General features: G+C 67.6%; 22 protein-coding genes. 7 read left to right on the top strand and 15 right to left on the bottom strand.

Translation table 11 applies throughout. The features are described 5' to 3' along the window. The 3 genes from U9978_RS04985 to U9978_RS04995 all read left to right on the top strand — a co-directional run. A partial coding sequence (locus U9978_RS04985) for a hypothetical protein (RefSeq protein ID WP_322759850.1) occupies window positions 1–336 on the top strand: 336 nt, incomplete at its 5' end. Between the two features lie 283 nt (window positions 337–619). Then, window positions 620–1,141 (top strand): hypothetical protein, encoded by a 522-nt coding sequence (locus tag U9978_RS04990; protein WP_322759851.1) that lies wholly within the window; start codon window positions 620–622, stop codon window positions 1,139–1,141. Between the two features lie 134 nt (window positions 1,142–1,275). Next, complete coding sequence (locus U9978_RS04995) at window positions 1,276–1,749, top strand: OsmC family protein (RefSeq protein ID WP_322759852.1); 474 nt, start codon at window positions 1,276–1,278, stop codon at window positions 1,747–1,749. A 37-nt stretch (window positions 1,750–1,786) separates the two neighbouring features. On the opposite strand, the gene U9978_RS05000 is transcribed toward U9978_RS04995, so the two are convergent. From U9978_RS05000 to pafA, 8 genes are all read right to left on the bottom strand, one after another. Next, window positions 1,787–4,597, bottom strand: a complete 2,811-nt coding sequence (locus U9978_RS05000) for a DEAD/DEAH box helicase (RefSeq protein ID WP_322759970.1) — start codon at window positions 4,595–4,597, stop codon at window positions 1,787–1,789. A 165-nt stretch (window positions 4,598–4,762) separates the two neighbouring features. Then, on the bottom strand, window positions 4,763–5,752 hold the full coding sequence (tatC, locus tag U9978_RS05005; RefSeq protein ID WP_322759853.1) for a twin-arginine translocase subunit TatC: 990 nt from the start codon (window positions 5,750–5,752) through the stop codon (window positions 4,763–4,765). A gap of 42 nt (window positions 5,753–5,794) precedes the next feature. After that, on the bottom strand, window positions 5,795–6,121 hold the full coding sequence (gene tatA / locus U9978_RS05010) for a Sec-independent protein translocase subunit TatA (RefSeq protein ID WP_322759854.1): 327 nt from the start codon (window positions 6,119–6,121) through the stop codon (window positions 5,795–5,797). Between the two features lie 233 nt (window positions 6,122–6,354). After that, the gene (locus tag U9978_RS05015) at window positions 6,355–6,573 is read right to left on the bottom strand and encodes a hypothetical protein (RefSeq protein WP_322759855.1); all 219 of its coding nucleotides are present in this window, start codon (window positions 6,571–6,573) and stop codon (window positions 6,355–6,357) included. A 9-nt stretch (window positions 6,574–6,582) separates the two neighbouring features. Next, window positions 6,583–7,569, bottom strand: coding sequence for a WYL domain-containing protein (locus U9978_RS05020; RefSeq protein ID WP_322759856.1), 987 nt, complete (start codon window positions 7,567–7,569; stop codon window positions 6,583–6,585). Then, window positions 7,566–8,696: a helix-turn-helix transcriptional regulator gene (locus U9978_RS05025; protein ID WP_416210855.1), complete on the bottom strand. Its 1,131-nt coding sequence runs from the start codon at window positions 8,694–8,696 to the stop codon at window positions 7,566–7,568. The genes U9978_RS05020 and U9978_RS05025 overlap by 4 nt, the downstream gene beginning before the upstream one ends. Before the next feature lie 52 nt (window positions 8,697–8,748). Beyond that, window positions 8,749–9,390 (bottom strand): FKBP-type peptidyl-prolyl cis-trans isomerase, encoded by a 642-nt coding sequence (locus U9978_RS05030; protein ID WP_322759858.1) that lies wholly within the window; start codon window positions 9,388–9,390, stop codon window positions 8,749–8,751. A 13-nt stretch (window positions 9,391–9,403) separates the two neighbouring features. Beyond that, window positions 9,404–10,762, bottom strand: coding sequence for a Pup--protein ligase (pafA, locus tag U9978_RS05035; RefSeq protein WP_322759859.1), 1,359 nt, complete (start codon window positions 10,760–10,762; stop codon window positions 9,404–9,406). A gap of 183 nt (window positions 10,763–10,945) precedes the next feature. Between pafA and U9978_RS05040 the strand changes: the two genes are divergently transcribed. After that, window positions 10,946–11,701, top strand: a complete 756-nt coding sequence (locus U9978_RS05040; protein WP_322759860.1) for a dienelactone hydrolase family protein — start codon at window positions 10,946–10,948, stop codon at window positions 11,699–11,701. A 95-nt stretch (window positions 11,702–11,796) separates the two neighbouring features. Here the strand turns inward: U9978_RS05040 and prcA are convergent, their stop codons facing one another. The 5 genes from prcA to arc form a co-directional block, all read right to left on the bottom strand. Further along, window positions 11,797–12,522 (bottom strand): proteasome subunit alpha, encoded by a 726-nt coding sequence (gene prcA, locus U9978_RS05045; RefSeq protein WP_322759861.1) that lies wholly within the window; start codon window positions 12,520–12,522, stop codon window positions 11,797–11,799. Window position 12,523: 1 nt separating this feature from the next. Further along, entirely contained in the window at window positions 12,524–13,303 is a 780-nt protein-coding gene (prcB, locus tag U9978_RS05050) for a proteasome subunit beta (protein ID WP_416210856.1), read from the bottom strand. Window positions 13,304–13,492: 189 nt separating this feature from the next. Next, window positions 13,493–13,711, bottom strand: coding sequence for a ubiquitin-like protein Pup (locus tag U9978_RS05055; RefSeq protein WP_322759863.1), 219 nt, complete (start codon window positions 13,709–13,711; stop codon window positions 13,493–13,495). 312 nt (window positions 13,712–14,023) lie between these two features. Then, window positions 14,024–15,541 (bottom strand): depupylase/deamidase Dop, encoded by a 1,518-nt coding sequence (gene dop, locus U9978_RS05060; protein WP_416210857.1) that lies wholly within the window; start codon window positions 15,539–15,541, stop codon window positions 14,024–14,026. 353 nt (window positions 15,542–15,894) lie between these two features. Further along, window positions 15,895–17,700 (bottom strand): proteasome ATPase, encoded by a 1,806-nt coding sequence (gene arc, locus U9978_RS05065; protein WP_322759864.1) that lies wholly within the window; start codon window positions 17,698–17,700, stop codon window positions 15,895–15,897. Window positions 17,701–17,820: 120 nt separating this feature from the next. Between arc and U9978_RS05070 the strand changes: the two genes are divergently transcribed. Next, window positions 17,821–18,150 (top strand): ferredoxin, encoded by a 330-nt coding sequence (locus U9978_RS05070; protein WP_416210858.1) that lies wholly within the window; start codon window positions 17,821–17,823, stop codon window positions 18,148–18,150. Window positions 18,151–18,168: 18 nt separating this feature from the next. On the opposite strand, the gene U9978_RS05075 is transcribed toward U9978_RS05070, so the two are convergent. Together U9978_RS05075 and U9978_RS05080 are read right to left on the bottom strand one after the other, a co-directional pair. Continuing rightward, window positions 18,169–19,113 (bottom strand): tRNA (adenine-N1)-methyltransferase, encoded by a 945-nt coding sequence (locus U9978_RS05075; protein WP_322759866.1) that lies wholly within the window; start codon window positions 19,111–19,113, stop codon window positions 18,169–18,171. Next, window positions 19,110–20,297, bottom strand: a complete 1,188-nt coding sequence (locus U9978_RS05080; protein ID WP_322759867.1) for a site-2 protease family protein — start codon at window positions 20,295–20,297, stop codon at window positions 19,110–19,112. The genes U9978_RS05075 and U9978_RS05080 overlap by 4 nt, the downstream gene beginning before the upstream one ends. Before the next feature lie 150 nt (window positions 20,298–20,447). Here U9978_RS05080 and U9978_RS05085 point away from each other — a divergent pair, with 150 nt between their 5' ends. Continuing rightward, window positions 20,448–21,413, top strand: coding sequence for a PD-(D/E)XK nuclease family protein (locus U9978_RS05085; RefSeq protein ID WP_322759868.1), 966 nt, complete (start codon window positions 20,448–20,450; stop codon window positions 21,411–21,413). Between the two features lie 200 nt (window positions 21,414–21,613). Next, window positions 21,614–22,555: an ABC transporter ATP-binding protein gene (locus tag U9978_RS05090; protein WP_322759869.1), complete on the top strand. Its 942-nt coding sequence runs from the start codon at window positions 21,614–21,616 to the stop codon at window positions 22,553–22,555.

Raw genomic sequence — 22,555 nt, forward strand, 5'->3', positions numbered from 1 at the left:
AGGGTGCGAATATTAGCCCCTGGCCTGCACGGACCGAATCCCTTCGGCTGGGCAGTTCTTCGTAGCGGTGAGACTGAACAGCACGGGGATGTCCTGGTCCCACACCTGGAGCCGCCATCGTCCGTCATCGCCGAGGGCGAAAACCCCGGGGCGATCGTCGCGGTCGGTGGACAGATGTTCGTGGAGCAGTTCGAGCCGCAACCCCGCGCCGGTGAGCGCGGTGACGATCTCGCCAAGCGAGTGTGCCCACTGGACGGTGGCCTGGGCGCGCAGAACTGCCGCCGTTCGGTCTCGCGCAGCGAGCTGGAGCCGGCGAGAAACCCCGCTATGTCGTAGTAGCGGTCCTGACCATGCACCAACGCCCGCTCGTTCCAGTTCGCCAGATTGACCTGCCGAGCCCGCTCCCACCCGTCAGTGGCTGACGTCGCCGTCTCACTCATGCCCATGGGAGGACAGTATTCTGATCTCCGTTGGTAGACGTGGATCCTCCCACTTGCCGGTCGAGTGAGACGGGGACTCGAGTACGGAGCCTTCGCCGGGTGAATTCAGCGCCCTGTCACGTGCCTGCCGGTGGTGTGGGCATGAACTGCATGTCCACAGCAGGGACTGGAGGCTTTTCATGAGACCTTTTTCAGCTCTTGCGGCTGTCTGTACCGCGACCGTAATCGGCCTTGGCGTACTGCCCGCCGAAGCCGCCAGCCCACCGAAGATTTCGCCAAAGATTTCGGTCAGGATTCCGACTGTTGTCGGCTACACCAGCCAGCATGCGGCAAGTGCCCGGGTCGACACGATCGGTTTTCGCTTCAAGGGAGGCTTGCCGGGAACGTTCTCGGCGCGGTACATCCCCAGGTCGCAGGTCCGCAACGAGCCGTCCGACCTGAGGATCTTCATTCCGGGTAAATCATGGGTCCTGGTCCAGTTCACCCCGGCTATGGCACACAATGATCAGGGAAAGGTCACCGCGCCGGTCCGGTTCCGTCCCGAAAATACTACAAATGTGATCATCGCGCAGCGTACTGAGGATTTTGAAGGTCATGTCAGCTATATCATCGGCCTACGCCAGAAACAGCCTCCGGCCCCGGTTCATCCGACCATCTTCGCTGACGGTAGCAAGATTCTGGTGAACATACCGACGAAGTAAGAATATGATCTTTGATGGAGGGGGCTGGTGCCGTCCCGGGGCGGCACCAGCGATCTCCTGGCGTATGCAGTTGACGGCGGGAGTAAAGTACCTGGCGTGCCCACTTCGGCTTTCCTTCACCGGAGGAGGGCTCCATGAATCAGTATGAGCATCACCGCTACCGGGCTCATTGCCATTGGGACGGATCCACCGCGGCCGGGTACGGCGCATACAGCCGTGATCATCACGGCGAATGCCCGCCCGCCGAGGTAACCGTTCACCTCAGTGCGGATCCGGCGTTCCGTGGCACGCCCGAGCGCTCTAACCCCGAGCAACTCGTCGTCCTCGCGGCGTCGTCCTGCCAGCTCCTGTCGTTCCTGGCTGTGGCGGCCCGGGCGGGGGTCGACGTTCGCCGCTACGACGACGCCGCAGAAGCGGTCATGTCCCACGCGGCTGAACCCATTGGCCTGACCCACATCTGGTTGCGGCCGAGAATCGTGGTATCGGGAGACACACCGGTCGAGCGGCTCCATGCCCTGGTGGAGCAGGCACACCGCGAGTGCTACATCGCCAACAGCTTGCGTTGCGAGGTCAGCGTGGAGCCAACCTTCGTACACCTGTTCGCATAGACATTCGGGGATTCCGCCGTCGCCAACAGTCGTGGCGTCACAGGGTCATGGAGTAGGCGACAACCCCGCGGCGGACGGCGTCGAGCGCGCCGTGCGCGGTGTGCCGTACGTGCGAATCCTCCGGCGCCACCTGGGCGATCTGGTCGAGCAGGTCGATGAGCTGGCGCATCCAGCGGACGAAGTCCCCGGCGGTGACCTCCAGTCCGGACTCGGTGAGAACCTTCGCCAGCGACAGTCCGGACGCCCAGCCGAACGCGACCCAGACGAATCCGGGCTCGGGCAGGCGCAGAAAGTCGAGCTGGTGCTCGGCCTCGACATCACGTAGCCGGCCGGCGAGGCGGGTCGTCGCGGCCAGCGCCTCCCGCAGCGCCGGATCACCGGGGATCTTCGGCGTGGCCGCATCCTCGCCGCGAGGTTCGTAGACCAGGGTTGAGACGGCCGCGGCGAGCGCTGCGGGCGACAGGTCGTCCCAGACACCGGCATGCAGGCATTCCGCGACCAGCAGGTCCTGATCGGTGTAGATACGGCCGAGGATGCGCCCGGTGCCGGTCACGGCGTCGCCGCGCAGGTAGTCCAGGGCCTCCAGGGAGGCACACACCCGGTCGAAGATCTTCGCGACGGTGTTGGTGCGGCCGGAGATCCGCCGCTGTAGGGCGTCTGTCTCCCGGCGGAGCTTTACGTGGCGTTCGATTACACGCAGGTGCGCTTCCCTGTCCGGGCAACCGTGCACCGGATGGACCCGCAGCTCACGGCGCAGCCGGGCGAGATCCGCGTCGTCAGCGGCCGCCGCCCGGGTCCGCGCGCGGCGTCCCGCCTCAGGTGGGATCTCGACGTTGTGCAGGGACGAGGCGAGGTCACGTCGGGACTGCGGCGAGCGCGGATTGAACGTCTTGGGGACCCGCACCCGCCCCAGCGCCTCCACCGCCGTGGGAAAGTCGAGCAGCGACAGCCGGCGGACCTGCCGGTCGACCGTGAGGACAACCGGGCGGGGGTCGCCGTTTGCGCCCTCGACCCCCGGGTCGAGCACGACCGCCAGCCCGCTGCGCCGGCCCGCCGGGACACGCACGACATCGCCGACACGCAGCCGGTTCAGTGACTCGACCGCCTCGGCACGACGGCGGGCACTGCCCTCTCGTGACAGCGACGCCTCACGGGCTTTGATCGCCTCACGCAGAGCCGCGTATCGCTCCACCGAACCCTGCGGACAGGTCATGCTGGCGGCCAGCTCGTCGAGCGCGCCGTCGTTGCGGCGGACCTGACGGGCCAGACCGACGACCGCGCGGTCGGCCTGGAACTGCGCAAAGGACGACTCAAGAACGCTGCGGGCCTCGGTCCGTCCGAGCCGCCCGACGAGATTGACCGCCATGTTGTACGACGGGCGAAACGACGACCGCAGTGGATATGTACGCGTCGACGCCAGCCCGGCCAGGGCGACCGGGTCGAAACCGGGCTGCCACAGCACGACCGCATGTCCCTCGACATCGATCCCCCGGCGACCGGCCCGCCCGGTGAGCTGGGTGTACTCCCCAGGGGTGATATCGGCGCGGGTCTCGCCGTTGAACTTGCTGAGACGTTCCAGGACGACCGTGCGCGCCGGCATGTTGATGCCGAGCGCGAGGGTCTCGGTGGCGAACACGGCGCGTACCAGGCCGCGGACGAACAGTTCCTCGACGACTTCCTTGAAGGTGGGCAGCATCCCAGCGTGGTGCGCGGCGATCCCGCGTTCCAGGCCCTCCAGCCACTCCCAGTAGCCGAGAATACGCAGATCATCTGCGGGGATGCTCGCCGTACGTGACCGCACCTGCTGGCGGATGGTGTCCCGCTCATCCAGGGTCGTCAGCGTCAGGCCGGCGCGCACGCAGGCGGCGACCGCGGCATCGCAGCCCGCCCGACTGAACACGAAGGTGATCGCCGGGAGCAGCCCGGACCGGTCAAGGTGCTTGATGACCTCAGGCCGGCTCGGAGCCCAGACGCGGCGGCGAGATGGCGTGCCCGCTCCGCCGCGACCCGGGCCGCCGCCGGGCCGGCCGCGTGGTACGTCGGGGCGGCGGCCCTCCTCCCGGGCCAGGCGCACCAGCTCCGGGTTGATCCGCCATCGGGTCGCAGGTGCCCTCGACGGCCCGCCCGTCTCACCGGCCCGGGTCTCGTCCCGTACCTCCTCCCGCGCGTCATCGCGTGCGCGCAGGACGTCGTCCACGGACAGCGGACCACCGTTGACGAACAGGTCGTGCATCTCCTGCTCGGCCAGGACGTGCTGCCACAGGGGTACCGGACGGTGTTCGCTGACCACGACCCGGGTGTGCCCGCGCACGGTCACCAGCCAGTCGGCGAACTCCTCGGCGTTGCTCACCGTCGCCGACAACGACACCAGCTGGACCTGCTGGGGAAGATGAATGATCACTTCTTCCCAGACGGCCCCCCGCTGGCGGTCGGCGAGGTAGTGGACCTCGTCCATCACGACGAAGGCGAGTCGGCCGAGCCGGTCACGGCCGGTCGGCTCGGCATAGAGCATGTTCCGTAGGACCTCGGTGGTCATGACGACCACCGGTGCATCCGGATTGCGGGAGGTGTCGCCGGTCAGGAGGCCGACTGCGTCGCTTCCGTGGCGGGCGACGAAGTCGGTGTACTTCTGGTTCGACAATGCCTTGATCGGCGTGGTGTAGAAGCAGCGTTGGCCCCGAGCGAGCGCGAGGTGGGCCGCGAACTCACCGACGATCGTCTTACCGGCACCGGTGGGAGCCGCGACCAGGACGCCCTCGCCTGCTTCGAGGGCTCCGCAGGCTTCACGCTGAAAAGGGTCGAGGCCGAACGGGTATCCGCCCACAAAGTCGGCCAAGGCGCTGGGCATGGCCTGCGGCAAGGCCTCGGGGCCTGAGGAGCCCGCGGGCGCGGTGGACACGTCGTCAGCGTACGGGACCCCGCCGGCGCGGCGTTCTCCGGAGGTGTGGCGTTCTCCGGCGGTCCACCCGGCCCGGTCGCAGGGTGTGCCCGGATCGGTCGCCGGTGTCAACGATCAGGTGACGTCAAGGTAGGCCGCGTTCGACGGCACCCCGCCGGCACCCACGCCCGTTCCCACCGGATCACCGATGCTGGAGCGCTCGACCGGCAGCAATCGGTCATCCGACGGCGGCAGGTCATCGAGGTCGAGCGGTGACGTCTCGTCGTCATCAAGGTCGGCATACGGAGAGGCGTCGCCACGGCGGGCCTTACGTCGGTCATTGAGCCAACCGATGATGAGCACGACCTCGTACAACAGACACATCGGCAGGCCGAGAGCAACCATCGTGAACGGGTCCTGGCTCGGCGTGACCACGGCGGCGAACACGAATACGAGGAAGATTTCGGCACGCCGCCACGAGCGCAGCTTGTCCGTACCGACCACACCGGCGAGATTCAGCATCCCGACCAGGAGCGGCACCTCGAACGACAGTCCGAAGACGACCAGCATGGCGATGACGTAGCTGAGGTATTTGTTGACGTCAAGCAGGCTGACCAGGCCGTCGCCGCCGAACCCGAGCAGGAGCTGCAGGCCCTTGCTCAGCGTCAGGTAGGCGAGATAGCCGCCGAACGTGAACAGCGCCAGGGAACAGCCGACGAATGCCAGCGACCAGCGCCGCTCGTTTCGGTGCAGGCCGGGCGTGATGAACGACCACAGCTGGTAGAGCCAGATCGGGGCCGAGAGCACGGCCCCGGCGATCATCGCGATCTTCAACCGGATCATGAAGGCGTCGAGGATGCCGAAGAAGAACAACTGGCACTCTCCGCCGCCGGCGCGGGACTTCGCCGGCAACGCGCAGTACGGCTCCTTCAGGATGTTGAAGATGTGCGGCTCGAAGATGAAGCAGACGACTGTGGCGATGGTGAGCGCGATCAGTGCCTTCGCCAGCCGGTCGCGCAACTCCCGAAGGTGCTCGGTAAGCGACATCCGGCTGTCTTCGACGGTCCTGGTACGGCGGAACTGCACCGCCTGTACCATCCGCCGCGGTGTGGGCAACCGGGGCACGGGCGGCGACTCCTGCTCCTGGACGAGAGGTCGGTGGATGTGTCAGTGCTGGGAGACGTCGCCCGCCGTGACGGCATGGCCGTTGACCGACGAGGCGACACCTGCTGCCGACTGCTGGGCCGGCTTGGGCGCCACACCGGCCTGGCCGGACTCGATCGGGCGTGGCGCAGGCGCCGGTGCCGGCGCCGGCTCGGCCTGCGCGGCGGCGGTGGGGCTCTGGTCGTCCTGGCTCAGACCCTTGGTCTCGGCCTTGAAGATGCGCAAGGAGCGTCCGACGGAGCGGGCCGCGTCGGGCAGCTTCTTGGTTCCGAACAGCAGGATGACGACAAACGCGATGATCAGAAGCTCGGGGGTACCGAGATTGGGCATGGCATGTGTCCTTCGCTTCGATGTCCGGTCCCGACGACCGGCGCGCTTGATGCTACGTCGACTTGATGCTACGTCGGTTAGCCTGGCCTCGTCAGACAACGGCCCGATGTTGCGCACATGACGGGCTCATAACCAGGATCTGTCGGCTGGTAACCGGCCCGCTCGGCATGGCTGGTCAGGCTGGTCGGCCATGCCTGACCAGGCATGCCTGACCAGCCCGGATGGCCGGCCGGTCAGGCCGACGCCCGCTTGCTGAGTTTCGCGGTGACCTCGGCGGAGTCGAGCCGCGCAGCCAATGTCGCTGTCTCGTCCGAGAGGCCCGACAGGCGATTCTGCAGCGTGGCGACCTCGGCGTTGACCAGGCGCACCCGACCGAACACGCGGTATGCCAACGCGCCGAGCGCAACAAACGTCAACAGAATGAGACCAGAGTCGATGAGCAGCCAGCGCACCAGATCAACCTACTCCGCTGTCGGTCGGGGTCGAATGCCGTAGGCCGCCAGTGCCCGGACGGCGACATCGTGGACCTCGGCCGCCAGTTCCGCCGGTTCCACCAGCTGCGCCTGGTCGCCGAGACCCAGTACCAGTCTGCGCAGCCAGCCGGTCTCCGACACCCGCAGCTCAACCAGCAGGTACCCGGCGTCAAGCTCCCGCTGGGACTCGACCGGGTAGTAGTCGGCGACCCACCGGGCCCCCGGATGCAACCTGAGCACGGCCCGACGGTCGTACGGCCCGGGTTGGTAAAGGCTCTCGGCGTTCTCGCGCGATGTCGCCTCTGGCGGGGGCGCGGCCGGGAGATCCAGAACAGTGACCCCGTGGGAACCGTCTATCCGGTCGAGTCGGAACATCCGGACTGCTTTCGACCGATGACACCAGCCCTCCAGATACCAGCGGCCGTCACGAGCCAGGACCCGCATCGGATCGACATCACGCTCGGTCATTTCGTCACGGGACCAGACCAGGTACCGAAGGTGCAGCCGCCGCTTGCGGGTGACGGCGTCCTGGACGACGCGTAGGACCTCGTCCTGGGCGTCGAGCTCGACCCGGACCCGGTCCGAGGGCAGGGCGCCGACCGCTTTCTCCAGTTTCGCCACCGCACGGTCGAGGGCGTCGTGTGCGGCCAGCCCGGGAACGTCGGCGAGTGTGCGGGCCGCGACGACCAGCGCCATGGCTTCGTCCGCCGACAGCCGCAGCGGCCGGTCAAGGGTCTGCGGGTCGAGCACGGTGACCTGATCAGCCGAGTAGCTCAGGTCGATGAGGTCACCGGGCGCACCGCCGGGCAAGCCGCAGACGAACAGCAGATCGAGATCGTCCCGAAGCTGTCGCACAGTGATCCCGAAGGTCACGGCGGCATCGTCGAGGCTGACACCCGGGTGCGCCCGCAGCCATGGCACCAGAGCGAGCAGGCGGCTCAGCCGATCGGTCGAGGATGCCGTGGACGGGTTCACGGTGTTCCCGCCGCTGTCGCCGTGATCCCTGTCCCTGTCGTCGTAGCCCCCGGCCGGGGGCTACGACCCCCCGGTACGGCGTGGATCCGGGCCGCGTCGGCCAACCGGCGCACCACCTCGTCGCGCAGCTGTCGCGGTCCAACCACCAGCACGTCATCGCCATATCCCACCACCCAGCGGGCCAGGCGCTCGGTGTCGGAGTAGTCGATCTCCATGATGTCCATCCCGTCGGTGTCCGCATCCCTCCCGACTGTGTCCACCTCGGACGTATCCGGGTTCGTGCCGGCCGGGTTCATGCCGGCCGGCATCAACCCGGCCGGCACCGACACCGCGCGGGCGTGCCGGCGCAACGCGTGACCGGTCCCCGGCCGTATCTTCAGCACGGCGGTGCGGATGCGCTCCGGTGGCGCGGACGCCGACACCAGCGTCCGTAGGTCGATGGTGTCGGGCATCCGAACCACCCCGGGCGGCCCGACCGGGCGCACCGTGCCGGTCACCCTGGACAGCCGGAACACCCGGGCCGCGGCGCGATCCCGGTCATGCCCGGCCAGATACCAGCGTCCCCGCCAGGACACCACTCCCCACGGCTCGACCCGGCGCTCGCTCGATCCGGTCTCCGCCGGCTTGCGGTAGGGAAAGCAGATCGCCTGCCCGGCCTGGACCGCTGCCAGGCATGGCGCGAACGCCGGTTCGGTCGTGCCGACGCGGGGTTCCAGACCATCCGGGCCGGGAAGCGTACGGGTACCCCCGGCCGCGAGTTTGAGCAGGGCGCTCGCGCTCGCGGCCGCAAGCGACGTGCTCGACCACAGCCGGGCGGCGAGTCCGAGAGCGGCCGCCTCATCCGGGTCGAGGGAGATCTCCGGCAGTGCGTAGTCGCTGCGTCGGATGCGGTATCCGACATCGTCGCTGAAGAACGAGTTCGTTCCGGTCTCCAAGGGGATGCCGATGTCGCGCAGGTACTGCTTGTCCCGTTCGAACATCCGGCGGAATGCCTCCTGCTCGTCCGCGGTCTCGCCCGGGGCGAAACCGTCTACGAGCTCGCCGATTTCAGCAACGGTGAGAAACCGCGATGTTGCCATCAGGCACATCGTCAGGTTCAGCAGCCGTTCCAACCGCCGACGGGACACCGTACGAGGCTAGGCTATGTCCATTGGATCTCCAGGAGCGGCTCGCGCGGTGTCAGCGATCCGTCGCCTGTGTCGCCGGCAGCCCGACGAGATCGACGACGAAGACGAGGGTCGAACCACCGGGGATCGGTCCCTGTGCGCTCGCGCCGTAACCGAGGTTGGGCGGGATCACGATCTCCCGACGGCCACCGATCTTCATGCCGACGATGCCCTGTTGGAAACCTGGGATGACACCGCTCAGCGGGAAGTCCACGGCCTGTCCGCGCTTCCAGCTGGAGTCGAATTCCTCGCCGGTGGTCCACAACGCGCCCACGTACTGCACTGACACGGTGCTCTGCGCGGAGGCGGCCGCTCCTGTACCGACCACGAGGTCTCTGGTGACCAGCGTGCTCCCAGGCGTGCCGGCGCCGGCCGCGATCGTCGGTTTGGCCTTGAGATCGGTCGCGCCGGTGACCGCGGCCAAGCCCGCGCTGCCGGCGCCGAGGGCATCTGCCACCCGTACGGGCGCGGCTTTGGTCCCGTCCGGCGCGGTCGAGGTGCTGCAGGCGGCGAGTGCGCCGGCCAGCAGGACCGCGGACAGCGCAGCGGACAGATATCTGACCGCTGCGGGCGCAATGATCGTTTTTCTCGCGCGGCCGGCGGCCTGCGAAGTGGAGAGACAGACGCCCCGGGCGGGGCGGCGAAGGTCGGTCACAGGTGGGTGGTCCTCACATACTGGCGATGAGCTTGTCGACTCGGTCGTCGACGGAACGGAAGGGATCCTTGCACAGCACTGTGCGCTGGGCCTGGTCGTTGAGCTTGAGATGCACCCAGTCGACCGTGAAGTCACGCCGTTTCTCCTGAGCCCGCTTGATGAACTCACCACGCAGCCGCGCCCGGGTGGTCTGCGGCGGGATGGACTTCGCCTCGAAGATGTCAAGGTCACGACTGACCCGCTCCACCAGCCCGGCCCGCTCCATCCGGTAGTACAGGCCGCGTTGGCGATGGATGTCGTGGTACTTCAGGTCCAGCTCGGCGATCCGCGGCGAGGCCAGGGACAGACCGTGCCGATGCCGGAACCGGTCGATCAGCACGTACTTCGTCACCCAGTCGATCTCGCGGGCGACCAGCTCCAGGTCGTCGGTCTCGATCGCGAGGAGGGTCCGACCCCACAGGTCCAGAACACGTTTGGCGACCGCGTCCCCGCCGCGGCGTTCGACGAACTCGACCGCCTTGCTGAAGTACTCACGCTGGATCTCCAGGGCGCTGGCCTCACGACCGTTGGCCAGTTTGATCTTACGTTGGCAGGTCATGTCGTGGCTGACCTCCCGGATCGCCCGGATCGGGTTTTCCAGGGACATGTCCCGCAGCACCACGCCAGCCTCGATCATGCGCAGGACGAGGTCGGTCGAGCCGAGCTTGAGCAAGGTGGTGGTCTCGCTCATGTTGGAGTCGCCGACGATCACATGTAGCCGCCGGAACCGCTCGGCGTCCGCATGCGGTTCGTCCCGGGTGTTGATGATCGGACGGGACCGGGTCGTCGCCGACGACACCGACTCCCAGATGTGTTCCGCGCGCTGTGAGATGCAGTAGACCGCGCCACGAGGGGTCTGGAGCACCTTGCCCGCCCCGCACAGGACCTGTCGGCTCACCAGGAACGGCACCAGAACGTCCGCGAGCCGGCTGAACTCGCCGTGCCGGCCCACGAGGTAGTTCTCATGACAACCGTAGCTGTTCCCGGCCGAGTCGGTGTTGTTCTTGAACAGGTGGATGTCCCCGGCGATACCCTCCTCGCGCAGTCGTCGTTCCGCCTCGACCAGCAGCCCCTCCAGGATGCGCTCGCCGGCCTTGTCATGGGTGACGAGATCGGGAACGGAGTCGCACTCGGGCGTGGCGTACTCGGGATGGCTGCCGACGTCGAGATAGAGCCGGGCGCCGTTCTTCAGGAAGACGTTGCTGCTGCGACCCCAGGACACGACACGTCGGAACAGGTACCGCGCCACCTCATCCGGTGACAGCCTGCGCTGCCCACGAAAGACACAGGTGACGCCGTACTCGTTCTCGAGGCCGAAGATGCGACGATCCACACCGACGACCCTATGCTTCGGGCGCGCCACGGTGTGGCCGGATGCCCGCACCTGCACGTTCGTCGTAGTGGCGGCGGTATGAGCCGGGAGCGCGGACCGCAGCCCAGCCGCAGTCCAGCCGCCCGCAGGATGATCCGCTGTCCGGTATGTTCGAGTGGGCCGGCCGCGGGCAGGATGGCGGACATGACGTTGGAAAGCAACCAGTCGAACATCGGCCAGCTGCGGACCGTGACGACGGTGAGTGGCGTCGTCACGGCGACCGTGGTCGCGCCGGCCGCGGACGACCCGCCGTACGGCGGCGTCATCGTCGTGCACGACGCCCGGGGCATCACGCCCTACCTCACCTCGGTCTGCGAGCTGCTGGCGCAGGCCGGCTGGCTCGCCGTCGCGCCGCATCTCTACCACCGGGATGGCATCGCCGAGGTCGACCCGACAGGTGGCTGGCCCAGCGCGGTCACGCAGATGGGCACCCTGAGCGGTCCGGGCATCGTGGCGGATACCGACGCGTGCCTGGCCCATCTCGCGGACAACGGCTTCGGCCCCGAGCGGACAGCGGTGATCGGCTTCTGTATGGGTGGGACGGTGGCACTGTTCACCGCCACCCGGCACGCCATGGGCGCGGCCGTGTCGTTCTACGGCGGCGGTGTGAGTACGCCGTACTGGGACGGCGTTGCACCCTTGCTGGAGAGCGCCCCCTCGTTGCGTACGCCCTGGCTCGGCCTCTACGGCGACGACGATGCGTTGATCAGCCGGGCGGAGATCGAGGCATTGCGGGCGGCGGCCACGACGGCGGCGGTACCGACCGAACTGATCAGCTACCCTGACGCCGGGCACGCCTTCCACAGCCACGACCGGGCTGCGGTCCACCGACCCGAGGCGGCGCAGGACGCGTGGAGCAGGACGCTGAACTGGCTGCGTAGCCAGGTGGCCCCGACCTGAGAACCCGGTTCAGATCCGCTGCGCTCGTTCCCGGCCGAACCGATACACGTCATCCGATATCGGTTCGGCCTGCGGCACGCGTTTGATGATCGTCTTTACTGGTCGTTCTGATCTGCGGTTTCGGCGAGCAGGACGTCGAGTTGCGCGCCGGAGATGCGCTTGAACAGCCGGCGGGTGCGGGTGCGGTCGAGCATGGCCACCTCAAGGTTCGCCGACGACAGGGTGCGGTCGCCGTTACCACCCGCGGGCGTGCCGGCCCGTAGCGCATTCGCGGCCACCCGCAGTGCGGTGGCGAGCGGCTGCCCGTCGGTGTGGTGTTCCTTCAACGAGGCACTGACCTGTTCGGACTGTCCGCCGATGGCCACGAACCCACGTTCGTCCGCGATCGACCCGTCGTAGGTGAGCCGATAGATCTGATCGTTGCCGGCCGCCGCGCCGACCTCCGCGACGACGATCTCCACCTCGTACGGTTTGATGCTGTCAGTGAACAAGGTGCCCAGTGTCTGGGCGTACCAGTTGGCAAGCGCCCGCCCGGTCACGTCACGGCGGTCGTACATGTAGCCGCGGACGTCCATCATGCGCACACCCGCGGTCCGCAGGTTCTCGAACTCGTTGTACTTGCCGACCGCGGCGAACGCGATCCGATCGTAGATCTCACTGATCTTGTGGAGAGTCGACGAGGGATTCTCGGCTACGAACAGGATACCGTCGGTATAGGTCAGCACCACGACACTACGGCCGCGGGCGATGCCCTTGCGGGCGTACTCGGACTTGTCCCGGACAAGCTGTTCCGGGCTGGCATAGCCGAAGGGCATGGTCATGTCAGCCTCCCGGGTTCGTCATGCGGTCGGCGACGACGGCCTCGACGACAGCGCCCACCTCGTCCTGGGTGAAGCGGCGGAAGCCGTCTGCGGTCACCGAGGCGACCACCGGGTAGAGCCGGCGGATGAGGTCAGGGCCGCCGGTCGCGGAGTCGTCGTCGGCGGCGTCGTAGAGCGCCTCGATGCATACCCGCGCGGCCTCATCCGAGGTCAGGTCGGCCCGGACGAGTTTTTTGAGCGCGCCGCGGGCGAAGACCGAGCCGGAACCGATGGCCTGGAAGGAGTTGTCCTCGGCCCTGGAACCGGTGATGTCGTAGGAGAAGATCCGCCCCTTGCCGGCGTCGAGGTCGAAGCCCGCATACAGCGGGACGACCGCGAGCCCCTGCAGAGCCATCCCGAGATTGTTTTTGATCATAAATGACAGCCGGTTGGCCTTGGCGTCCAGGCTGAGGGTGGAACCCTCGATCTTCTCGTAGTGCTCGAGCTCGACCTGGTACAGGCGGACGAGGTCCGCGCCGATCCCGGCCGTGCCCGCGTACCCGACGCAGGAGTACTCGTCGGCGTGGAACACCTTCTCGACGTCACGCTGCGCGATCACGTTACCCATGGTCGCGCGGCGGTCACCGGCCATGATCACGCCGCCGGGAAACGCCACCGCCACGATCGTCGTGCCGTGGGCCACCTCGGTGACGGCGACCGGCAGCCGCTCGCGTGCGCCCGGTAGCAGATCGGGTGCGGCCGTGGCCAGGAACTCGGTGAACGACGACGTTCCCGGTGTCATGAACACAGACGGTAGACGCCCCGCGACTCCCGCTGGATCAGCCACAAATCCCCCTTCAGATAGTCGATTGCTCGGGCCAGTACCAGCCTGCCTGGGGCCTCCGGGCGTGCGGGAAGAAGCATGATCGCACATCCCTTCGGCCTACCTGCTGGTCGTCGGTGAGGTTACCGATCATTCAACAAGAGCTGCCTACTCCCCCCCTTTTTGTACGTAGCCCTTTACGAACTCCTCGGCGTTCTCCTCGAGGACGTCGTCGATCTCGTCGAGAAGGGAATCGACGTCCTCGGACAGCTTCTCGTGCCTTTCCTTGAGGTCGCTGGCGCTGGACTCCTCGACCTCGACCTCCTCGGTCTGGTCCGTCCGACGTCCCGAGCGCTGCTGACCCCCGCCAGTGTCCTTGGTAGCCATGAGACCCTCCTTCGATCGTGATGGAGCGACACTATCCCCGGGCTCCGACATGCCGAACCGCTCACCGCTCACCGCCGACCTCACCATGGCGCTGGTGCTGGTGGCGGTGGTGCTGGCGGTGGCGGTGGCGACAGTGCGGGGCCGCGTGAGAGCACCACTTCATCACGATCCGGGCCGCCCGTCGCGACGTCCGCCCACGGCGCAACCCGCCCCTGGTCACCGCCCGCATCCTGCACCGGCGGAATCCCCCCGGCCGGGGGTGCGCAGAGGTGTATCCGTCGCGGGGCGTGGGGCGCCGCGTTGTCTGCCGGGTCAGCCCTTGGCGAGCGCGTCCACGAGGTCCAGGGCGGTCGGGCAGCGTGCCAGCAGCTCACCGACATGTGCTCGGGTTCCCCGCAGCGGCTCCAAGGTGGGCACCCGCTGCAGTGAGTCACGCCCGACATCGAAGATGACCGAGTCCCACGACGCGGCGGCGACCTGCTGGGGGTACAGCGCCAGGCACCGGCCGCGGAAGAACGCCCGGGTGTCGTGCGGGGGCTCGGTCATGGCACGGACGATCTCGTCCTCGTCGAGCAGCAGGTCGACCCGCCCGCGGGCCGCCAAGCGGTTGTAGAGGCCCTTGTCGGGCCGTACGTCGGAGTACTGCAGGTCGACCAGCTGGAGGCGGGGCGCGTCCCAACCGATGCCGTCACGGGCACGGTAGCCCTCCAGGATGGCGAGCTTGGCGACCCAGTCCAGCTCCCGGGAGCAGCTCATCGCGTCATCCTCAAGGCGCACCAGAACCGACTCCCAGCGCGCCAGCACATCTGCGGTCTGGGCGTCCAGATCAGTGCCGAAGCGGTCCTCGACGTACTTGCGGGCCTGCTCCAGATACTCCATCTGCAGCTGGACGGCGGTCATCTTCCGGCCGTTCCCGAGCGTCAGCAGGTGGCGCAGGGACGGGTCGTGGGAGACCGCACGCAGACCGGCCACGGGGTTGTCGACAGTCAGGTCGACGTCGAGCCAGGAGTCCTCGATCATCGCGAGGACGAGAGAGGTGGTCCCGATCTTGAGATAGGTCGAGATCTCGCTCATGTTCGCGTCGCCGATGATCACATGGAGGCGGCGGTACTTCTCCGGATCCGCGTGCGGCTCGTCCCGGGTGTTGATGATCGGACGTTTGAGGGTTGTCTCCAGCCCGACCTCGACCTCGAAGAAGTCGGCCCGCTGGCTGAGCTGGAAACCGGCCTCACGGCCGTCCACCCCGATGCCGACCCGCCCGGCGCCGCATACGACCTGCCTGGAGACGAAGAACGGGATGAGGTGGCGGACGATGTTGCCGAACGGTGTGGAACGGGCCATGAGGTAGTTCTCGTGGCAGCCGTAGGAGACACCCTTGTTGTCCGTGTTGTTCTTGTACAGGTGTACGGGCATCGTGCCCGGCACGGACAGCGCCCGCCGCGCCGCCTCGGCCATCACCCGTTCGCCGGCCTTGTCCCACAGCACCGCGTCGCGAGGGTTGGTCACCTCGGGCGTGGAGTACTCGGGATGGGCGTGGTCGACGTAGAGGCGCGCACCGTTGGTGAGGATGACGTTGGCAAGCCCCAGGTCGTCCTCGTTGGCGGGTGCCGATGGATCGGCCACGGGTTCGCGCGGAAGCTCGAAGCCACGCGCGTCGCGCAGCGGTGACTCCTCTTCGAAGTCCCACCGAGCCCGGCTGCCGCCGGTTGCCTGTCGGTTGGCGTAGGAGTTGACCACCAACGACGAGGCAAGCATCTGGTTGGTGGTTGGCTGACCGGGCACCGACACGCCGTACTCGGTCTCGGCTCCCATGATCCGGCGAACGCTCACACCCTCAGCGTAGGTGCTTTGAGCCCGCGCCGAGACCTGGACCCGATGGGTGACGCCCCGCGACGGCCCGGCAGATCCTCGAAGGCGGGCCGACGGGCGCGTTTCCAACACCCTACAAACCACCAACAGCGCTGGTCCACGGGCTAGGGCGTGTCTGATGGCTGATCAACGGCCAGCATGAGGATCATGATTTGTGCGATGCGCGGATCCGGAGACGCGCCGTTGCGATCCGGCGATCCGGCGGAACACGGGAACGCCGAAGGCGGGGAGAGCGCAGGGACATCCCCCGCCCTCCCCGCCTTCGGCGCACAGTCCAGGCGCGCCGGCGCCCGGACTCCCACAGCAGAAAGCGATTACAGGTACTGGCCCGTGTTGGCGATCGTGTCGATGGATCGGCCCGCCTCGGTGCCCTTGGTGCCGGTGATCAGCGTGCGGATGTAGACGATCCGCTCGCCCTTCTTGCCCGAGATGCGTGCCCAGTCGTCCGGGTTGGTCGTGTTGGGCAGGTCCTCGTTCTCCTTGAACTCGTCGATGCAGGCGTTGAGCAGGTGCTGCATGCGCAGTCCCTTGACGCCTCCCTCGATGAGTTGCTTGACCGCCATCTTCTTGGCCCGCGCGACGATATTCTCGATCATCGCGCCGGAGTTGAAGTCCTTGAAGTACAGGACCTCCTTGTCGCCGTTGGCGTAGGTGACCTCGAGGAAGCGGTTCTCCTCCGTCTCGGCGTACATCCGTTCGACAACCCGTTGGATCATGCCCTGACAGGTCGCCTCCCGGCTGCTGCCGTGTTCGGCGAGATCCTCCGGATGCAAGGGGAGGTCCGGCGTCACGTACTTGGCGAAGATGTCCTTGGCCGCTTCGGCGTCAGGACGTTCAACCTTGATCTTCACGTCCAGTCGTCCCGGCCGCAGGATCGCCGGGTCGATCATGTCCTCGCGGTTGGACGCGCCGATCACGATCACGTTTTCCAGCTGTTCGACGCCGTCGATCTCGCTGAGCAGCTGTGGAACGATCGTGTTCTCGACATCCGAGGACACCCCGGACCCGCGGGTCCGGAAGATCGAGTCCATCTCGTCGAAGAAAACGATCACTGGCATGCCCTCGGACGCCTTCTCGCGCGCCCGCTGGAACACCAACCGGATCTGCCGTTCGGTCTCGCCGACGTACTTGTTCAGCAGCTCCGGGCCCTTGATATTCAGGAAGAACGCCCGCCCGCTGCCCTGGCCGGTCAGGGCCTCGACCTTCTTCGCGAGCGAGTTGGCCACCGCCTTGGCGATGAGTGTCTTGCCGCACCCGGGCGGGCCGTAGAGCAGGACACCCTTCGGCGGCTTCAACTTGTGTTCGAGGAAGAGGTCCTTGTAGAGGAACGGCAGTTCGACGGCGTCGCGGATCGACTCGATCTGACCCTTGAGGCCACCGATCTGTTCGTAGCCGATATCCGGAACCTCCTCGAGCACCAACTCCTCTACCTCGGACTTGGGGATGCGCTCGAAGGCGTAACCAGACCGGGTCTCGACCAGCAATGAGTCACCGGCCCGCAGTCGCCCGTCCAGCAGGGGCTGGGCGAGCATGACCACGCGCTCCTCATCGGTGTGGCCGATGACCAGGGCTCGGTCGCCGCTTTCCAGGATCTCCTTGAGCAGGACGATCTCACCGTGGCGTTCGAACGCACGTGCGTCGACGACGTTGAGCGCCTCGTTGAGCATGACCTCCTGCCCGGGACTCAGATCGAGGACGCTGACATTCGGTGACACCGTGACCCGCAGCTTGCGGCCTTGGGTGAACACGTCGACGGTGCTGTCGTCGTACGACCCGATGAAGATTCCATAACCGCTGGGTGGCTGGGCGAGTCGGTCGACCTCCTCCTTCAGGGCGATGATCTGATCGCGAGCTTCGCGTAGCGTGGCCACGAGCTTGTCGTTCTGCCCGCTGACACCGGCGAGATCCGCCTGTGTCTCAGCCAATCGTTCCTCGAGGGCACGGACCTGCCGCGGGGATTCGTTGAGTCTCCGTCGCAGCATGGCCACCTCCTCCTCGAGGAAGGCGACCTGAGTTGTGAGCTCGTGCACTTCCTTCTCGTATGCCGACGCTCGTGAATCTCCATCACCTGGACGACCCGAGCTCCCACCGGAGCCAGAGCCCGAACGGGGACCGGACACCGCGCCTCCACCTCCCCCGTGCTGACCGGGACGCACCCAACACTACCGTTGTGACCGCCGCTGGCACGCCTGTCTGACGACTACGAGCCTGCTTTGCCGTAAACAGCGAGTTACGGTGCCATGGTGACAGAAGATCGGAGCTCTGTGGCAACGCCCACGAATCTCACCGAACCAGCGATGCCGTCGACGTTGCGGGTACGCATCGACCAGGACGCCTGCACCGGAGACGGGCTGTGCGTCCAGCTTGCTCCGGCTGTCTTCGAGTTCGATGTCGACGGTCTGGCCTACGTGAAGGGGTCGGACGGGCAGTTGCGCACGAAAACCGGCGAATCGGTGCCCGTGCCGCTGCCGCTGGTCGACGACGTCGTCGCGGCCGCGGACGACTGCCCGGGTACCTGCATCTACGTGCAGCGCCCCGACGGCACCCTGGAGGCCGGACCGGGCGCCTGAGGTCTCCCGCGTCTCCTGTCAGGAATCCGACAGCACGACATCGACGGACCCGACATCGACGGAATCGACGGAAGCGGGCGGCGGGGACGCCTGCTCGCCCGGTTCGGGACGGGCGCCCTTGGCCGGCCGGCGCCGCCGCGGTGGCGGGGTGACCCCGTCCGCGAGCCGTCGGGCCGTCACCAGGAAGCCGGTGTGACCGACCATCCGATGGTCCGGGCGTACGGCCAGGCCGTCCACGTGCCACGTGCGCATCATCGACTCCCACGCAGCCGGTTCGGCGAACGTCCCGTACTCGCGCAGCGCCTCGACCACCCGCCCGAGCTGGGTGGTGGTGGCCACGTAGGCGCAGACGACCCCGCCGGGCACCAGCGCGGCGCTCACCGCGTCCAGCACTTCCCACGGGGCCAGCATGTCCAGCACCACCCGGTCCATGTCACGTTCGGTCGCCTCGGCCAGGTCGCCCACCCGCAGGGTGTGGGCGGGATGCGGCCCGCCGAAGAAGGTCTCGATGTTCTTCTGGGCGATTGCGGCGAAATCGGGCCGCCGTTCGTAGGAGACCAGGTGTCCGGCGTCGCCGACAGCCCGCAGCAACGAGCATGACAGCGCTCCCGAACCCACGCCGGCCTCCAGCACCCGCGCGCCGGGAAAGAGATCGGCATAGGCCACGATCTGCGCGGCGTCCTTGGGATAGACCACGGCCGCGCCGCGCGGCATCGCCAGAACGAAGTCGCTCAGCAACGGGCGCAGTGCCAGGTATGGCGTCCCACCCGTGCTTGTCACGACCACGCCCTCCTCGCGGCCGATCAGGTCGTCGTGCCCGATCGCACCGGCGTGGGTGTGGAACTGGCGGCCCGGCTCCAACAGGACGGTGTGGCGTCGCCCCTTGGGGTCGGTCAGCTGGACACGATCACCTTTGGTGAATTCGCCGCGACGGTGTGCGGTGCCGGTCGGCGGCCGGTTCACTTGCCGGCCGCCGACCGGGCGGCGCTCGCCGGGTCGATGCGGGCGACCAGGTCGACCATGGCGAGGACGCCGACGGGGCGTCCGTCCTGCGTCACCAGATACTCCGACGCGGGTGTGCTGCGCACGGCTGCCAACAGATCTTCGCCTTCCAGTTCGGCGGCCAGCACCATGCCGGGTTCGAGCCCGCGGCTGACCTCATCCACGGTCATCCACGGCCGGCGGTGTTCGGGTAGGGCGTCCACGGCCGAGCCATTCATGATCTTTATGGGTGCCCCGACGGAGTCGACGACGGCTACCGCGCTCGCCCCGAGTTTCCGCGCCTGCGCCAGCGCCGCCGCGAGCGGCACGGCACCCTCCACCGGTAGCGTGCGGCGCGCGAGTCGACCGGCGGACACCCCTGGCAGGCGCATGCGGAGCTGGGCCTGGCGCAACAGTTGATACGCCCCGATACCGATGAACGCACTGATGCCGAGCAGGTAGACACCGCCGAAGTCACTGCCGGGAGCGAACAGACTCCACAGCGCCAGCAGGCCGGCGACCACGAAACCGCCGTAGGCGCCCACCTGAATGCCCCGCAGTTTGTTCTTGGTGATGCCCCAGACCGCGGCCACGACCAGCCGGCCTCCGTCCAGGGGTAGCCCGGGCGCGAGATTCAACACGCAGAACGCGACATTCGTGACGGTGAGGTCGATGATCACGACACCGGGCTGCGTGCCGCTGTCCACCACCGTCAGCGCAGCGAAACCCAGGCCCGCGAGCAGACCGTTCATGGCCGGGCCCGCGCCTGCCACCAGGAATTCGCGAATCGGCGTCTGCGGTTCGGGTGAGATCTCGGTGAACCCGGCGAATCCATGCACGGTCACCGCCCGTACCCCGAGGCCGAACCCGAGCGCGGCAAGGCAATGGCCAAGCTCGTGGACGACCAGGGATGCGACGAATCCGGTCGCGGTGATGGCGGCCAACAGGTATAGGCGATCGTCGGCGACATCGGGCAGTCGGTCGCGATTGGGGCCGATCAACAGCCAGCAGATGATGACGGCGAACACCAGCGCCAGTGGAGACAGGTACACCGGTACCCCGCGGATCCGCCCGATCAGCAAGCCGGGCGCGCGACGAGGCTGCTCACCGCCGCTGCCCGCAACGGGAGGGCTGTCATGGTGGACCTGGTCAGGCTGATCGGCCATGTCTGCGATGCTACGGCTTCCCCCGGATAGCGGCTCCGGCGATCGCGCTCGATCGGGTTGGCGTCGGGTGGGGGCTCCGCCGCGATCCGGGGACCCCGAGCTCCAAGGCTGTGGCCGGATTGTCGGAGCGGCCGCCTATGGTCCCAAGCCATGAAGCCATCCGTGGTAGGTGTCGACACATCCGATGGGCAGGCCCCGTCATCTGAGCAGGCCCCGTCTCCGGCGGGCGAGATTCGCATCGTCGGCTCGCTGTCGCCGTCGCGGGCGGGCGACTTCATGAGTTGTCCGCTGCGCTACCGGTTCCGGGTGGTGGACCGGCTGCCCGAACCGCCGAATGCAGCCATGGTGCGCGGAACGGTCGTCCACTCGGTGCTGGAGCGGCTGTTCGACCATCCGCCTCCCGAACGCACGCCGGCCGCTGCCGAAGCGCTGCTGGAGCCGGCCTGGCGTGATCTGCTCGCCCGGGAGCCGGAACTCAGCGGGTTGTTCGCGGACGACACCGAGCGGGCGGCATGGATGGATTCGGCCCGGGTGCTGCTCGCCGGGTACTTCAGCCTGGAGGATCCGGCGCGTCTCGCGCCGGCCGCCCGGGAGCTCTACGTCGAGCACGTGCTCGCCTCCGGGGTACGCCTGCGCGGGTACATCGACCGTCTCGACGAGGCGAGGACCCCCGACGGCGTGGCGCTGCGGGTCGTCGACTACAAGACCGGGCGCGCTCCGGGACCGGCGTTCGAAGGCTCGGCGCTGTTCCAGATGAAGTTCTACGCCTACCTGGTCTGGCGGATCCGTGGCGTGGTCCCTCGTGAACTGCGGCTCTACTACCTCGGGGATCGCAGCTGGCTACGGGTCGTACCCGATGAGGCGGATCTGCGGGCGACCGAACGGAAGATCGACGCGTTGTGGTCCGCGATCAACCGGGCCCGTCGCACGGGTGACTGGCGGGCGACTCCGAGCAAGCTGTGCGACTGGTGTGACCACAAGGCACGGTGCCCGGCATTCGGTGGCACGCCGCCGCCGCTGCCCGCATCCGGTGACAATGCCGATACGGGGGCCGACGCGGGGGCCGATACGGGGGCCGACGAACCCGCGCCGCCGGTATGTGAGGCAGCTGGATGACAGCCGGGTGACAACGGCGGGTCGGTATGGGTTGACTCGGTTTAACTCAGGTCGGATCGGAAGAATCTTCTGACATGTGCGGTGTATTCGGATCGACCTCTGATCGAGCAACGTTGGAGCGGTCGACGGGACGGGCGGTCGCGGGTGGGACAGTACCGGGGACGACGGGGTGACCGTGCCTTTCGAAAGGAGCTTTTTCCATGAGCCGAGCGGGCCGGAGCTTCGGCGCTGATCCCTGCGCCGGGTCGGTGGAGTCCTCGGATCCGACGCACAGCGCGGGCGGTACGGGGTCGGACGTGATTGCCGCGGCGCGGGCTGCCGGCCTGGTCAAGATCTATGGATCCGGGCCGACCGCGGTGACCGCACTGCGCGATATCGACGTTTCCTTCCCTCGCGGGCGGTTCACCGCGATCATGGGGCCGTCCGGGTCGGGAAAGTCGACGTTGATGCATTGCCTGGCCGGTCTTGATACCGTCACCCGGGGCCAGGTCTTCATCGGCGCCGTGGACCTGTCGCAGTTGTCGGACAAGGCGCTCACCCAGCTTCGGCGCGACCGCATCGGCTTCGTGTTCCAGCAGTTCAACCTGTTGCCGACGCTGACCGCAGCCGAGAACATCACGCTTCCCCTCGACATCGCCGGACGCAAGCCTGACCGCGAGTGGATGCAGCACGTGGTCGACGCCGTCGGGCTCGCACCGCGCCTGAGCCACCGCCCGTCGGAGCTTTCCGGCGGTCAGCAGCAGCGGGTCGCCTGCGCCCGCGCATTGGTGACCCGGCCGGACATCGTCTTCGCCGACGAGCCCACCGGCAACCTGGACTCCAGGTCCGGAGCCGAGGTGCTGTCGTTTCTCCAACGCTCCGTTCGCGAGCTCGACCAGACCGTCGTGATGGTCACCCACGATCCCAACGCGGCGTCCTTCTCCGATGAGGTCGTCTTCCTCGTCGACGGAAGGATCGTCGACGCGATGCCGAACCCGACCGCCGAACGCGTCCTCGACCGGATGAAGCACCTCGATCAGCTCCAGCAGGAGGCCGACGCCGTGGACGGCGACCGTTCGGACGGGGGTGGCCGGCAACCCTGGCAGGATGAAGGCGCGGCCCTCGACGGAGCCGCCGGCCACGGATCGTCGGGCAGGGCCTGA

The organism is Protofrankia sp. Cr2 (genome assembly GCF_963555885.1).
GTDB lineage: Bacteria > Actinomycetota > Actinomycetes > Frankiales > Frankiaceae > Protofrankia.

Coding starts and splice junctions, on each gene's coding strand:
- U9978_RS05055 (WP_322759863.1), bottom strand. CDS start 13,711: ATGGCTACCAAGGACACTGGCGGGGGTCAGCAGCGCTCGGGACGTCGG.
- prcB (WP_416210856.1), bottom strand. CDS start 13,303: ATGACACCGGGAACGTCGTCGTTCACCGAGTTCCTGGCCACGGCCGCA.
- U9978_RS04995 (WP_322759852.1), top strand. CDS start 1,276: ATGAATCAGTATGAGCATCACCGCTACCGGGCTCATTGCCATTGGGAC.
- U9978_RS05090 (WP_322759869.1), top strand. CDS start 21,614: ATGAGCCGAGCGGGCCGGAGCTTCGGCGCTGATCCCTGCGCCGGGTCG.
- U9978_RS05000 (WP_322759970.1), bottom strand. CDS start 4,597: ATGCCCAGCGCCTTGGCCGACTTTGTGGGCGGATACCCGTTCGGCCTC.
- U9978_RS05070 (WP_416210858.1), top strand. CDS start 17,821: ATGGTGACAGAAGATCGGAGCTCTGTGGCAACGCCCACGAATCTCACC.
- U9978_RS04990 (WP_322759851.1), top strand. CDS start 620: ATGAGACCTTTTTCAGCTCTTGCGGCTGTCTGTACCGCGACCGTAATC.
- U9978_RS05080 (WP_322759867.1), bottom strand. CDS start 20,297: ATGGCCGATCAGCCTGACCAGGTCCACCATGACAGCCCTCCCGTTGCG.
- U9978_RS05040 (WP_322759860.1), top strand. CDS start 10,946: ATGACGTTGGAAAGCAACCAGTCGAACATCGGCCAGCTGCGGACCGTG.
- U9978_RS05085 (WP_322759868.1), top strand. CDS start 20,448: ATGAAGCCATCCGTGGTAGGTGTCGACACATCCGATGGGCAGGCCCCG.
- prcA (WP_322759861.1), bottom strand. CDS start 12,522: ATGACCATGCCCTTCGGCTATGCCAGCCCGGAACAGCTTGTCCGGGAC.
- tatA (WP_322759854.1), bottom strand. CDS start 6,121: ATGCCCAATCTCGGTACCCCCGAGCTTCTGATCATCGCGTTTGTCGTC.